Source organism: Microbacterium sp. EF45047, from assembly GCF_028472845.1.
GTDB lineage: Bacteria > Actinomycetota > Actinomycetes > Actinomycetales > Microbacteriaceae > Microbacterium > Microbacterium neungamense.
This window is the reverse complement of the sequence record NZ_CP069429.1, coordinates 735,379-749,338: the sequence shown is the minus strand read 5'-3', so window position 1 is coordinate 749,338 and position 13,960 is coordinate 735,379. Positions and strand designations below refer to the sequence as shown.

At 70.5% G+C, this 13,960-nt stretch carries 11 protein-coding genes; 1 reads left to right on the top strand and 10 read right to left on the bottom strand.

All coding sequences use genetic code 11. From position 1 onward, the window contains the following. Positions 1 to 55: 55 nt before the first annotated feature. Positions 56 to 1,969 carry a translational GTPase TypA gene (typA, locus tag JRG78_RS03550; protein WP_259607659.1) on the bottom strand — a complete coding sequence of 638 codons (1,914 nt, stop codon included), beginning with the start codon at positions 1,967 to 1,969 and terminating at the stop codon, positions 56 to 58. A gap of 176 nt (positions 1,970 to 2,145) precedes the next feature. Here typA and JRG78_RS03545 point away from each other — a divergent pair, with 176 nt between their 5' ends. Beyond that, on the top strand, positions 2,146 to 2,925 hold the full coding sequence (locus JRG78_RS03545) for a CPBP family intramembrane glutamic endopeptidase (protein WP_259608117.1): 780 nt from the start codon (positions 2,146 to 2,148) through the stop codon (positions 2,923 to 2,925). A gap of 51 nt (positions 2,926 to 2,976) precedes the next feature. On the opposite strand, the gene JRG78_RS03540 is transcribed toward JRG78_RS03545, so the two are convergent. From JRG78_RS03540 to gcvT, 9 genes are all read right to left on the bottom strand, one after another. Further along, a complete protein-coding gene (locus JRG78_RS03540; RefSeq protein WP_272653614.1) occupies positions 2,977 to 3,309 on the bottom strand; it encodes a TFIIB-type zinc ribbon-containing protein in 333 nt (110 codons plus the stop codon). Between the two features lie 78 nt (positions 3,310 to 3,387). Continuing rightward, the gene (locus JRG78_RS03535; protein ID WP_272653613.1) at positions 3,388 to 3,993 is read right to left on the bottom strand and encodes a PH domain-containing protein; all 606 of its coding nucleotides are present in this window, start codon (positions 3,991 to 3,993) and stop codon (positions 3,388 to 3,390) included. A 14-nt stretch (positions 3,994 to 4,007) separates the two neighbouring features. After that, entirely contained in the window at positions 4,008 to 5,657 is a 1,650-nt protein-coding gene (locus JRG78_RS03530) for an ABC transporter ATP-binding protein (protein WP_272653612.1), read from the bottom strand. Beyond that, entirely contained in the window at positions 5,654 to 6,601 is a 948-nt protein-coding gene (locus tag JRG78_RS03525; RefSeq protein WP_259607655.1) for an ABC transporter permease, read from the bottom strand. Before JRG78_RS03525 ends, JRG78_RS03530 begins: the two co-directional genes overlap by 4 nt. Continuing rightward, positions 6,588 to 7,520, bottom strand: a complete 933-nt coding sequence (locus tag JRG78_RS03520; RefSeq protein WP_259607654.1) for an ABC transporter permease — start codon at positions 7,518 to 7,520, stop codon at positions 6,588 to 6,590. The genes JRG78_RS03525 and JRG78_RS03520 overlap by 14 nt, the downstream gene beginning before the upstream one ends. A 96-nt stretch (positions 7,521 to 7,616) precedes the next feature. Further along, the gene (locus tag JRG78_RS03515; protein ID WP_259607653.1) at positions 7,617 to 9,254 is read right to left on the bottom strand and encodes a peptide ABC transporter substrate-binding protein; all 1,638 of its coding nucleotides are present in this window, start codon (positions 9,252 to 9,254) and stop codon (positions 7,617 to 7,619) included. Positions 9,255 to 9,444: 190 nt separating this feature from the next. Then, on the bottom strand, positions 9,445 to 12,420 hold the full coding sequence (gene gcvP / locus JRG78_RS03510; protein ID WP_442927370.1) for an aminomethyl-transferring glycine dehydrogenase: 2,976 nt from the start codon (positions 12,418 to 12,420) through the stop codon (positions 9,445 to 9,447). Next, positions 12,417 to 12,794, bottom strand: coding sequence for a glycine cleavage system protein GcvH (gene gcvH / locus JRG78_RS03505; protein ID WP_259607651.1), 378 nt, complete (start codon positions 12,792 to 12,794; stop codon positions 12,417 to 12,419). The genes gcvP and gcvH overlap by 4 nt, the downstream gene beginning before the upstream one ends. Next, complete coding sequence (gene gcvT, locus JRG78_RS03500) at positions 12,791 to 13,936, bottom strand: glycine cleavage system aminomethyltransferase GcvT (protein WP_272653610.1); 1,146 nt, start codon at positions 13,934 to 13,936, stop codon at positions 12,791 to 12,793. The genes gcvH and gcvT overlap by 4 nt, the downstream gene beginning before the upstream one ends. Positions 13,937 to 13,960 lie beyond the last annotated feature (24 nt).

Sequence of the window (13,960 nt, the reverse complement as noted above, 5' to 3'; positions counted from 1 at the left end):
CCCGCCGCTCCTCCATCGCCGGGGGAACCGGAACGTCGACGCGCGAGCCCGGGGGTCAGGCGTTGGCGTCCTGGCGCTTCTGGCGGGCGGCCTCCCGGGCGCGCAGCGTCTGGTCCAGGATCACCTTGCGGATGCGCACCTTCTCCGGCGTCACCTCGACGCATTCGTCGTCGCGCGCGAACTCGAGGCACTCCTCCAACGACAGCTGCCGCGGCGGGGTGAGCTTCTCGAGCTCGTCGGCCGTGGAGGAGCGCATGTTGGTGAGCTTCTTCTCCTTGGTGATGTTCACGTCCATGTCGTCGGCGCGGGTGTTCTCGCCGACGACCATGCCCTCGTACACCTCTTCGGTGGGCTGCACGAAGAAGCTCATCCGCTCCTGCAGCGCCATCATCGCGAACGGGGTGGCGACGCCGGCCCGGTCTGCCACGATGGACCCGGATGCCCGCGCCACGATCTGCCCGGCCCAGTCGTCGTAGCCGTGCGCGATCGCGTTCGCGATGCCGGTGCCGCGGGTGGCCGACATGAACTCGGTGCGGAAGCCGATCAGGCCGCGCGACGGCACGATGAACTCCATGCGAACCCAGCCGGTGCCGTGGTTGGTCATGCTCTCCATGCGACCCTTGCGCGCGGCGAGCAGCTGGGTGATCGCGCCGAGGTACTCCTCCGGGGCGTCGATCGTGAGGTGCTCGTACGGCTCCTTCACCTTGCCGTCCTCGCCCTTGCGGGTGACGACCTGCGGCTTGCCGACGGTGAGCTCGAAGCCCTCACGGCGCATGTTCTCGACCAGGATGGCCAGGGCGAGCTCGCCGCGGCCCTGCACCTCCCAGGCATCCGGACGGCCGATGTCGACCACCTTGAGCGACACGTTGCCGATCAGCTCGCGGTCCAGGCGGTCCTTGACCATGCGGGCGGTGAGCTTGTGCCCCTTCACCTTGCCGGCCAGCGGCGAGGTGTTCGTGCCGATGGTCATCGAGATCGCCGGGTCGTCGACCGTGATGGCGGGCAGCGGCCGGATGTCCTCGGGGTCGGCGATGGTCTCGCCGATCGTGATGTCCGGGAAACCGGCGATCGCGACGATGTCGCCGGGGCCGGCGGATTCGGCGGGATACCGCTCCAGCGCCCTGGTCATCAGCAGCTCGGTGATGCGGGCGGTGCTCGTGGACCCGTCGTGGCGGACCCACGCGACGGTCTGCCCCTTCTTCAGGGTGCCGTTGAAGATGCGCAGCAGCGCGAGGCGGCCGAGGAACGGCGAGGAGTCGAGGTTGGTGACCCACGCCTGCAGCGGCGCCTCGTCGTCGTACGACGGCGCCGGCACGTGCTTCAGGATCGCCTCGAACAGCGGCTCGAGGTCGTCGTTGTCGGGCAGCTCGCCGTTCGCGGGGCGATTGGCGGATGCCGCGCCGGCGCGGCCGGACGCGTAGACGACCGGGACGTCCAGAAGGGCGTCGACGTCGAGGTCGGGCACGTCGTCGACGAGGTCGGACGCGAGCCCGAGCAGCAGGTCGTGCGCCTCCTCCTCGACCTCGGCGATCCGGGCATCCGGACGGTCGGTCTTGTTGACGAGCAGGATCACCGGCAGCTTGGCCTCGAGCGCCTTGCGCAGCACGAACCGGGTCTGCGGCAGCGGGCCTTCGCTCGCGTCGACGAGGAGCACGACGCCGTCCACCATGGACAGCGCGCGCTCGACCTCGCCGCCGAAGTCGGCGTGACCGGGGGTGTCCACCACGTTGATGGTCACCGGGACGTCGGTGTGCGGGCCGTTGTAGGTGATCGCCGTGTTCTTGGCGAGGATCGTGATGCCCTTCTCGCGCTCGAGGTCGTTCGAGTCCATCGCGCGCTCTTCGACGTGCGCGTGCTCGCCGAAGGAGCCGGTCTGCCGCAGCATCGCGTCGACGAGCGTCGTCTTGCCGTGGTCGACGTGCGCGACGATCGCGACGTTTCGGAGGTCGGGGCGGAGGGCGTGCGCCATGCAGATGTGTCCTAAGAAGGTGTGGGATGCGCCGGGATGCCGACGTTCCAGGATAACGTACGTCCCCCGCGCGCTCCCTCCCCCGGGTTTGGGGCGGATTTTCGCGTTCGGGGCGGGTCTCCCCCGCCCCGAACGCGAGATCCCGCCCCAAACCCCCGAGGGGGAAACGGGTTAGCATCGGGGCTGTGCAGCAGCTTCCGTCGCGATCCCGGCTGTGGTGGGAGATCGCGATCGTGCTGGCGCTCGGGCTCGGGCAGTCGGCGGTGTACGCCGTGGTGCAGCTCGCCTACCGGCTCACGGATGCCACGCCGCTGGCCGAACAGACCGCGACGCTGAACCCCTCGCGCAGCGACCGCGAGGTGTTCGACCTCGTCTACCAGCTGCTCTCGATCGGGTTCTCGATCGTGCCCGTGCTGTTGGTCTGCTTCCTGCTCTGGCGGCCCGCCCGCCCGCGGCTGGGGGCGCTCGGCCTGGACGGCGACCGCGCCGGCCGGGACCTCGGCGCCGGACTCCTGCTGGTGATCGCGATCGGCGTCCCCGGACTCGGCGTGTACCTGGCCGGCCGCGCGCTGGGCCTGTTCGTCGCGATCGACCCGTCCGGGCTGGACGCGCACTGGTGGACCGTGCCGGTGCTGCTGCTGTCCGCGGCGCGCGCCTCGATCATCGAGGAGGTCGTCCTGCTGGGCTACCTGTTCTCCCGGCTGCGCACCCTGGGCTGGGGACCGTGGCCGATCGTCCTGGCCACGGCCGTGCTGCGGGCGACGTACCACCTGTACCAGGGGCCGGGGGCGTTCGCGGGGAACCTGGCGATGGGGCTGCTGTTCGGCTGGCTGTTCGCGCGCACCGGCCGGCTGCTGCCGTTCCTGGTGGCGCATTTCGTCATCGACGCGGTCGCGTTCGTCGGCTACCCGTGGGCGGCAGACACCTGGCCCGAGCTGTTCGGGCTGCCCGGCTGACGCGTTCGGAGAGCGGCGGTACTCGGCGGCCGGCCGTACCGCCGTCGCGGATCAGTCGAACAGCTCGCTGAGCCAGCTCTCGCGCTTGCGCTTGTGCGGGCGGTGGCCGCGGTCGTCGTAGCGGCGGTCGTCGTAGCGCGGCTCGTCGTAGCGGCGCTGGTCGTATCGCGGCTCGTCGTAGCGCGGCGGCTCATAGCCCGACGGCGCGGCCGGGCCCGGCTCCGGCCGGTACGCCGCCGGCTGCGGCGCTGAGACGGAGCGGTCGATGATCTTGTCGAGCTCACCGCGGTCGAGCCGCACGCCACGGCACTGCGGGCAGTAGTCGATCTCGATGCCGCTGCGTTCGCTCATCACCAGCGTGGATCCATCTGCGGGGCAAAGCATGCGGTCAGCCAAGCATCCGCACCTGTGAACCGGCTCCGCGACGCTCACCGGCTTCGCGACGCTCACCTCCGCGGCGACTCACCGCGTCAGCAGCACCGCGACCACCGCCCACGCCACGATGACCGCGAGCGCGACCAGCGCGGGCACGTCCCAGCCACGCCGGATCGGCGCATCCGCGTCCGTCGTCCCCCCGGCCGTCGTCCCCGCGGCATCCGCAGGCGTCGTCCCCGCGGCATCCGCCCTCATCCGACGCAGCATGGCCACCGCGTCCTCCGCCGCTCCCGTGGTGTCCTCCGGCCGGCGCCCCGGACCCAGCCGCTGCGGCCGGCTGCGCACCGGACCGCCGAAGCAGGGGAGGGTGGAGCCGTCGTCGAGCTCGATCTCGACCTGCCAGCGCATGCCGATCCGGCGCACCCTCGACCAGGGGACGAAGGTGCGCCGCAGCAGGTTCTGCACCAGCACCCCGTCCACGCCCGGACGGATGCCCGATGCCACGCCGGCCACATGCAGTCCCCACAGCACGAGCAGCAGCCACGGGACGAGCAGCAGCGCCGTGCCCACCCCGGCGCGAACCACCGCGTCGGCCAGCAGCAGGGCCGCGAGCACCGCGCCGATCACCAGCAGCGCCACCCCGCCCCGATTGCGGAACGGGGCGGCGCTGCCGGGGGCGGGCCGGTCGATCACCGATCGTCCTCCGGTCACAGCGCCGGGCGTCCCAGCGGCAGCGTCGCCCCCGGGATGGCGTCGAGCAGGCGACGCGTGTACTCCTCCTGCGGATCCGCGAAGATCGCGTCCACGGTGCCCTGCTCGACGATGCGGCCCTTCTCCATGACGCAGACGAGGTCCGCGGCGACGCGCACGACGGCGAGGTCGTGCGTGATGAAGAGGTAGGTCAGGCCGAGCTCGCGCTGCAGGTCGGACAGCAGACGCAGGATCTGGTCCTGCACCAGCACGTCCAGGGCCGACACCGCCTCGTCGAGCACGACGATGTCGGGCTTGAGCGCCAGGGCGCGGGCGATGGCTACCCGCTGCCGCTGTCCGCCGGACAGCTCGTTCGGATACCGCCAGGCCAGCTCCCGCGGCAGCGCCACCTGGTCCAGCAACTCCAGCGCCCGCCGGTGCTGCTCCTCGCGCGTCCCGATGCCGTGCACGTGCAGCGGCTCGGAGATGAGGCTGCCGATGCTGCGCAGCGGATCGAGCGAGCCGTACGGGTCCTGGAAGACCGGCTGCATCCGGCGCCGCAGCCGGAAGACGTCGGCGCGCGACATCGTGCTCGTCTCATGCCCGTCGATGAGGATCTCGCCGCTGGTCGGCTTCTCCAACTGCAGCAGCATCTTCGCCACCGTGGACTTGCCCGACCCGGACTCCCCCACCAGCGCGAGCGTCTTCCCGCGCGGGATGAAGAACGACACGCCGTCCACCGCCCGGAACCGCTCGTGCCGCAGCCCGCCGGTGCGGATGGAGTACTCCTTGGTGAGCTCGCGCACCTCGACCACGGCCGGGGCCTCGTCCGCCGGCGGCTCGAGCCCCTGCGCCATGGCTCCGATGCGCTGCGAGGCGAGGCTGGGCGCGGCGGCGACGAGACGCTGGGTGTACGGATGCTGCGGGTTCGAGAGGATCTCCGCGCTCGGGCCGGCCTCCACGATCTCGCCCTGGTTCATCACGATGATCCGGTCGGCGCGCTCGCCGGCCAGGCCCAGGTCGTGCGTGATCAGCAGCACCGAGGTGCCGCGTTCGCTGGTCAGCGTGGCGAGGTGATCCAGGATCACCCGCTGCACCGTGACGTCGAGCGCGCTGGTCGGCTCGTCGGCGATGAGCAGCTTCGGGTCCGCCGCCAGCCCGATCCCGATCAGGGCGCGCTGCCGCATCCCGCCGGAGAACTGGTGCGGGAACTGGTGCATCCGCTTCGCGGCGTCCTTCAGCCCCGCCTGCATGAGCACCTCGACCGCGCGGTCGTGCACCTGCTGCCGTCCCTGCGCGAGCCCGTTGGCGCGCACCGCCTCCTTGACCTGGAAGCCGATCGACCACACCGGGTTCAGGTTCGACATCGGATCCTGGGGCACGTAGCCGATCTCGCGCCCGCGGACGTGCTCCATCTCGGTGCGGCTGGCCGCGGTCAGGTCGCGCCCGTCGAGCATGATGCGCCCGCCGGTGACGTGACCCGTCCCCGGCAGGAGCCGGATGATCGCGGACGCCGTGGTGGATTTCCCGGATCCGGACTCGCCGACGATGGCGAGGGTCTCGCCCGGGAAGAGGTCGAAGCTGACCCCGTGCAGCACCTCGCGGCTCGCCTTGCCGCTGCGGAACGCGACGCGCAGATCCTGCACGCTGAGAAGCGGTTCGGTCATCGCTGTGCCCTCGCCTTCGGGTCGACGGCGTCGCGGAGCAGCTCGCCGAGGGTGATGAACGCCAGCACCGTGATCGTCAGCGCCAGCGACGGCCAGAACAGCGCCATCGGGGCGGTGCGGATGCTGGTCTGGGCCTGACTGATGTCATTGCCCCACGACATCGTGCTGCCGCCGAGCCCGACGCCAAGGAACGACAGCACCGACTCCGCCACGATGGCGGCGCCCAGGCTCAGGGTCGCGACGACGATCACCGGCGCCATGGCGTTGGGCAGCACGTGATACAGCAGGGTCTTGAAGCGAGACATGCCCACGGCCTCCGCCCCCATCACGAAGTCGGCCTGCTTCACCCGCAGCACCTCGGCCCGCATGACCCGCGCGGTGGCGGCCCACGAGAACCCGCCGATCGCGAAGGCGAGCACGAACTCGTTGCGCACCGGCATCACCGACATCACCACCACGCCGGCGATGATGTACGGGATCGTGAAGAAGATGTCGCCGACGCGCGAGAGCAGCGAGTCGAGCCAGCCGCCGTAGAACCCCGCGAGCGCGCCCATGACGACGCCGATGACGGTGCTGATCAGCGTGGCCAGCACGCCCACGACGACCGAGGTGCGGGTGCCCCAGATCACCCGGGAGTACACGTCGCACCCCTGGCGGGTGAAGCCGAGCGGATGCCCGGACTGAGGCCCGCCGTTGCTGTTCGACAGCTGGCATCCGTTGTTCGGCGGCACCTGGGTGAACAGCCACGGGAAGAGCGCGACGACGATGATCAGCACGGCGAACGCGACCGAGATCCAGAACAGCGGACGGCTGCGCAGGTCGCGCCACGCGTCCAGCCAGAGGTTGCTCGGCTTCGGGTCGATGCGGACGACGTCGACCGGCACCGCGGTCGTGTCGACGGGAGCGACGTAGTGCTCCCGCTGCTGCTGGTCAAGACGAGACATAGCGGATCCTCGGGTCGAGCAGGCCGTAGAGCAGGTCCACGATGATGTTGACGAAGACGTAGACGACGACGAACACGGTGACGAACGACACCACGGTGGGGTTCTCGCCGCGGATGATCGCCTCGTACAGCGTGTTGCCGACGCCCGGCACGTTGAAGATGCCCTCGGTCACCGTGGCGCCGACCATGAGGATGCCGAACACGGTGCCGAGGTCGGTGACCATCGGGATCAGCGAGTTGCGCAGTACGTGCACCGGGAGCACTCGGCGCCGCGGCAGGCCCTTGCTGTACGCCGTGCGCACCCAGTCCTGGTTCAGGGTGTCGATCGTCGACGCGCGGGTGAGCCGCATGCTGGTGGCGTACACGCTCACGCCGAGGACGATGGCCGGCAGCCAGAGATCCCCCCAGTCGTTGCGGGCCCCGACGGTCGGCCGGAACCAGCCCAACTGCACCGCCAGGAAGTACTGGGCGAGGAACGCGAGCACGAAGATCGGCACCGCGATGAAGATCAGCGCGAGCACGAGCATGGCGTTGTCGAACACACCGCCCTTGTCGAGCGCCGAGAACAGGCCGATCACGATCGCCAGCACGAACGCGATCGCGACCGCCATCACCGCCAGCCGCAGCGTCACCGGGAACGTGCGGGCGAGGACGTCGATGACCGGCTGCCCGGAGAAGCTGGTGCCGAAGTCCAGCTGGAAGATGCCGGCGATGTAGTAGAAGTACTGCACCAGGAACGGCTCGTCCAGGTGGTACTCGGCGCGCAGCCGCTGCAGCAGCGCCTCGTTCGGGGGCCGGTCGCCGAACAGCGCCGCGATCGGGTCGCCCGGCATCTGGAAGACCATGAAGTAGATCAGCAGGGTCGCTCCGAAGAACACCGGAACCGCCTGCAGGATGCGTCTGAGGATGTAGAAGGCCACCCTCGACCTCCCTTCGGGTACGAGCGCGCAGCGCGCGCCGCGGGGGCAGAGAGAACGAGGCGGTGGAGCACGACTCCACCGCCTCGTCGCGAAGGGTTACTCCGCCTTCTTCTCGATCTTCTCGAACAGCGGGACCGAGTTCCATCCGAACTCGACGTTGCTGACCGTCTCGGCGTAGCCGCCGACGACGTTCGAGTACCACAGCGGCAGCGCCGGCAGGTCCTGCAGCAGGATCTCCTGCGCCTGCTGGAACAGCTCGTTCGCCTTGTCCGGGTCGGTCTCGGAGATGCCCTCGGCGATCAGCTTGTCGAACTCCGGGTTCGAGTAGTCGCCGTCGTTCGAGCCGGCGTTGGTGGCGTAGAGCGGGCCGAGGAAGTTGTACAGACCGGGGTAGTCGGCCTGCCAGCCGGTGCGGAACGCCGTCTGGATCGTGCGGTCGGTGACCTTGCTGCGCAGCTCGGCGAAGGTCGGGTAGGGCGCACCGGATGCCTCGATGCCGAGAGTGTTCTTGATCGAGTTGACCGTCGCGTCGACCCACGCCTGGTGCCCGCCGTCCGCGTTGTAGGCGATCTGGAACTCACCGCTCCACGGGCTGATCGCGTCGGCCTGCGCCCACAGCTCCTTCGCCTTCTCCGGGTCGTACCCCAGCACCTCGGCGCCCTCGAGCTCGTCGGTCCAGCCGTCGATCACCGGGGAGGTGAAGTCGCTGGCCGGGGTGCGCGTGCCCTGGAAGATGACGTCGGTGATCTCCTCGCGGTTGATCGACATCGAGATCGCCTGGCGCCGCAGCTTGCCCTCCTCACCGCTGAAGTGCGGCAGCCGCTCGGGGATCGTGAAGGACTGGAACACCGCGGCCGGCTGGTTCACCGCGCGGTCGCCGAGGTCGGACTCGTAGGTCTCGTATGCGGAGTCCGGAACCGCGTCCAGCACGTCGAGCTCGTTCGCCAGCAGGTCGGAGTACGCCGCGTCCTGCGTGGCGTAGAACACGATGTCCAGCCCGCCGTTGACCGGCTTGCGCGGGCCGTCGTAGTCGGGGTTCACGACCAGGTTGATGCCGACGTCGTGCTGCCACGCGCCTTCCCCGTCGAGCATGTACGGGCCGTTGCCGATCGGGTTCTCGCCGAAGGCCTCCATGTCCTCGAAGGCCACATCCGGGAGCGGGTAGTAGGCGGAGTAGCCGAGCCGCTGGGCGAAGTCGGAGGCCGGCTTGTTCAGCGTGATGGTGAAGGTGTGGTCGTCGACCTGCTCCAGGCCGGTGAGCTCGGAGTCGGCGTCGTAGCTGAAGCCCTCGATGTCCTCGAAGAAGTAGCTGGAGAGCTGCTCGTTGGAGGCGAGCGCGCCATAGTTCCACGCCTTGATGAAGTTGTCGGCGGTGACTTCCTCGCCGTTGGTGAAGGTGAGGCCCTTGCGGAGCTTCACGGTCAGGTGCTGCGGGTCGTCGACGACGATCTCCTCCGCGACGTCGTTGAACACCGAACCGTCGGCCGCGTAGCCGATCAGGCCGGCGAAGATCGCGTCGAGGATCTTGCCACCGCCGACCTCGTTGGTGTTGGTCGGGATGAGCGGGTTCTGCGGCTCCGAGCCGTTGACTTTGATGATCGCGGTGCTGTCGGCACCGGATCCGCCGTCGTCACCGGCATCGGGGTTGTCGCCGCCTCCTGCGCAGCCGGAGAGAGCCAGGGCGCTCGCCGCGATCAGCGCGAGTCCCGCCAGGGTGATCCTGTTTCGCTTCACTGTGTCCTCCTGTGGACCGTACAAGCACACGCTCATCGTCGAGCGCGTCGATGCTCCGAGACTAGTCGGATGCCCGCGCCCCGCACAGGCTCCGTTAATGAACCGTTACTGAACCGGCGTTCGGGAAGGCGCGAGAGCCCGCCCCGGGACGCGTGCCGGGGCGGGCTGTCGCAGATGGCTCGTGCGGATGCTACGCGAACGCCTCCACGGGCGGGCACGCGCACACGAGGTTGCGGTCGCCGTAGGCCTGGTCGATGCGGCGCACCGGCGGCCAGTACTTCCCGGCGACGAGGGTCGGCACCGGGTAGGCGGCCTCCTCGCGGGTGTACGCGTGCTGCCACTCCCCCGCGATCAGGGAGGCGGCGGTGTGCGGCGCGTTCACCAGCGGGTTGTCGTCCGCGGGCCAGCGGCCGGCGGCCACGGCATCCGCTTCCGCCTTGATCTCGATCATGGCCTCGATGAACCGCTCCAGCTCGCCGATGTCCTCCGACTCGGTCGGCTCCACCATCAGCGTGCCGGCGACCGGGAACGACATGGTCGGGGCGTGGAAGCCGTAGTCGATCAGGCGCTTCGCGACGTCGTCGACGGTGATCCCGGTCGCCTCGCGGAGCGGACGCAGATCCAGGATGCACTCGTGCGCGACCCGGCCGTTCTCGCCGGTGTAGAGCACCGGGTAGTGCTCGGCGAGGCGTGCCGCGATGTAGTTCGCCGACAGCACGGCGGCCGCGGTCGCCCGGCGCAGACCCGCCGCGCCCATCATCCGCACGTACGCCCACGAGATCGGCAGCACGCCCGCGGAGCCGTACGGCGCCGCCGAGACCGGACCGCCCTCGAAGACGAACCCGCCGGCGTGCTCGCGGCGCTGTGCCATCGGATGCCCGGGCAGGTACGGCGCGAGGTGCGCCTTGGCCGCGACCGGACCGACGCCGGGCCCGCCGCCGCCGTGCGGGATGGCGAACGTCTTGTGCAGGTTCAGGTGCGACACGTCGCCGCCGAGGTCGCCGAACCGCGCGTAGCCGAGCAGCGCGTTCAGGTTCGCGCCGTCGACGTACACCTGGCCGCCGGCCTCGTGCACGGCCGAGGTGATCTCGACGACCTGCTGCTCGTACACGCCGTGCGTGGACGGGTAGGTGATCATCAGGGCCGACAGCTCGTCGGCGTGCTGGGTGATCTTGGCGCGCAGGTCGTCCAGGTCGACGTTGCCGAGCTCGTCGCACGCGACCACGACGACCTTCATGCCCGCCAGCACGGCGGATGCGGCGTTCGTGCCGTGCGCCGAGGACGGGATGAGGCAGACGGTGCGCTGCGCGTCGCCGTTGGCGAGGTGGTATCCGCGGATCGCGAGCAGACCGGCCAGCTCGCCCTGCGACCCGGCGTTCGGCTGCAGAGACACCGCGTCGTACCCGGTGACCTCGGCGAGCCAGGCCTCGAGCTCGTCGATCATCGCCAGCGATCCCTCGACGTCGGATGCCGGCGCGAACGGATGCAGCTGCCCGAACTCCGGCCAGGTGACCGGGGCCATCTCGGTGGCGGCGTTGAGCTTCATGGTGCAGGAGCCGAGCGGGATCATGCCCCGGTCCAGGGCGTAGTCGCGGTCGGCGAGCTGCTTCAGATACCGCATCATGGCGGTCTCGGAGCGGTGCTGGTGGAAGACCGGATGCGTGAGGTATTCGTCCTCGCGCAGCAGCGCCGCGGGGAGGGCGTGGGCGGGCAGGAACGCGAAGGAGCGCTCGCCCTGGGCACCGAAGGCGGCCACGACCCGGAACACGTCGTCCATGGTGGTGGTCTCGTCGACGGACACGCCGACCGTGTCCGCGTCGACCAGACGCAGCAGGATGCCGAATTCGTCGTGCGCACGGGTGACGATCTCCGCGGCGCGGCCGGGCACGCGCACCGACAGCGTGTCGAAGTAGGCCTCGTGCACCAGCTCGGCGCCGTCCTTGACCAGCTCGGAGCCGAGGAAGCGGGCGCAGGCGGCGACCCGGTTCGCGATCGAGCGCAGCCCGTCGGGCCCGTGGTACACGGCGTACATGGAGGCCATCACGGCCAGCAGCACCTGCGCGGTGCAGATGTTCGAGGTCGCCTTCTCACGGCGGATGTGCTGCTCGCGGGTCTGCAGCGCCAGGCGGTACGCGGGCCTGCCCTCGGCATCCTGAGAGACGCCGACGAGCCGGCCGGGCAGCTGCCGCTCCAGCCCGGAGCGGACGGCCATGTACCCGGCGTGCGGTCCGCCGAAGCCCATCGGCACGCCGAAGCGCTGAGTGGTGCCCACCGCGACGTCCGCCCCCATCGATCCGGGCGAGCGCAGCAGCGTCAGGGCGAGCAGGTCGGCGGCGACCACCGCGAGGCCTCCGGCGACGTGCGCCGCGTCGATCACGGCCGTGGGGTCCCAGACGCGGCCCGAGGCGCCCGGGTACTGCAGGAACACCCCGAACAGCTCGCTCGGCAGCTCCGCGCCTGCGGCGAGGTCGCGCTCGACGAGCTCGATGCCGACGGCCTCCGCCCTCGTCGCGAGCAGCGCCTTCGTCTGCGGCAGTGCGTCGGCGTCGACGACGAACACGGCGGATGTCGACTTCGACGCCCGCCGGGCCAGCAGCATGCCCTCCGCGACCGCGGTCGACTCGTCGAGCATCGACGCGTTCGCCATGGACAGACCGGTGAGGTCGGACACCATGGTCTGGAAGTTGATCAGCGCCTCCAGCCGGCCCTGGGAGATCTCGGGCTGGTAGGGCGTGTACGCCGTGTACCAGGACGGGTTCTCCAGGACGTTGCGCTGGATCACGGACGGGGTGAACGTGCCGTAGTAGCCGAGGCCGATCATCGGCCGGCTCACCCGGTTGCGGGAGGCGAGGGCGCGCAGCTCGGCGAGGGTCTCCGCCTCCGAGGCGGCCGGCGGGATCACGGACGCGGACGCTGAGCCTTCCCCGGACGCTGAGCCTTCCCCGGACGCTGAGCGCGTCGAAGCGTCCGGCGCCTCGGTGAAGATGGCGGCGGGGACGGCCTGTCGCATCAGCGTCTCCACGGCGGAAGCGAGCACGTCCGGCGCGCGGTCAGGGGAGCCCGCGGCAGTGGCCGCCGTGGCGTCGATGCCGAGAGCGGCCAGCATCCGTCGCTGTGCGTCGGCGGTCGTCCCGATATGGCGATCGGCGAAGGAATCCACTCTCAGCCCTCCGTGAGCGCGACGTACGCGTCGCGGTCGAGCAGCCCGTCGAGGGCGCCGTCGGCCACCTCGACCTTGATCAGCCAGCCGCCCTCGAACGGCGCGGAGTTCACCAGCGACGGGTCGTCGACGACGGCGTCGTTGACCTCGACCACGGTGCCGGAGACGGGGGCGTACAGCTCCCCGACCGACTTCGTGGACTCGATCTCGCCGACCACGGAGCCCGCCGTGATCGCCGTGCCGACGGCCGGCAGCTCCACGAAGACGACGTCGCCCAGCCTGTCGGCCGCGTAGTCGGTCACCCCGACCGTGGCCACGGCGCCGTCAGCGGCGACCCATTCGTGCTCTTCGCTGTACTTGAGGGCGGTGAGATCGGTCATTTCTTCCTCCGGTAGAAAGGCAGGGCGGTCACGGTCGCGGGGATGAGGGTGCCCCGCACATCAAGGAATACTCCGGTTCCCTCGGCGGCGGAACCGGCGTCGACGTAGGCCATCGCGATCGGGTGTCCGAGCGTCGGGCTGAGCGCGCCGCTGGTGATCTCGCCGATCTGGGCGCCGTCCGCGTCTCGGACCGGGTACCCGGCACGGCCGGCGCGCCGGCCCTCGGCGGTGAGCCCGACGAGCACCCGGCCGCCGGCGCCCGCGGCATCGGCCAGGGCCTCCTTGCCGACGAAGCGCTCCTTGTCGGCGACGACGACGCGGCCGAGCCCGGCCTGCACCGGCGTGGTGTCGAGGGTGAGCTCGTGCCCGTACAGCGGCATCCCGGCCTCCAGGCGCAGGGTGTCGCGGGCGGCGAGACCGGCGGGCACCAGTCCGTGCCCCTCACCGGCGACGAGCAGCGCGTCCCACAGCGCGACGGCGTCGCGGGCGTCCACCAGCAGTTCGAAGCCGTCCTCGCCGGTGTAGCCGGTGCGGGCGAGCAGCAGCGGGCGCCCGGCGAAGCTCGCCGACGCCCAGGCGTAGTACTTCTGGTCGCTCCACGGCACGCCGACCTCCTCGATGCCGGCGGTGGCCGCGACGATGGCCTCGGCGGCCGGGCCCTGCACGGCGATGAGGGCGTAGTCGTCGGACACGTCGGCGACCTCGACCTCGAACCCCGAGGTCCGCGCCGTGAGCGCCGCCCGCACCGCATCGCGGTTGCCCGCGTTCGAGATGATCAGGAAGTCGTCCTCCTGCATCCGGTAGACGATGACGTCGTCGATGATGCCGCCGGTCTCCGCGAGCAGCAGCGAGTACTTCGCCTTGCCGACGGCGAGCGCGGACAGCCGTCCGGCGAGGGCGTAGTCGAGGAAGTCGGCCGCGCCGGCGCCGCGGACGGTGAACTCGGCCATGTGCGAGATGTCGAAGATGCCCGCGGCCTGGCGCACGGCGTGGTGCTCGGCGAGGTCGGAGGTGTAGCGCACCGGCATCTGCCAGCCGCCGAAGTCGGTGAAGGACGCTCCGAGCGCCTCGTGGCGCTCACGGAGCGGGGTGGCTCGCTGGGGCTGCGCCGCGCTGTCGCGCGTCGTCGGGGATTCGGTCACGGAGTTCTCCCGGTCAGGGTCGGG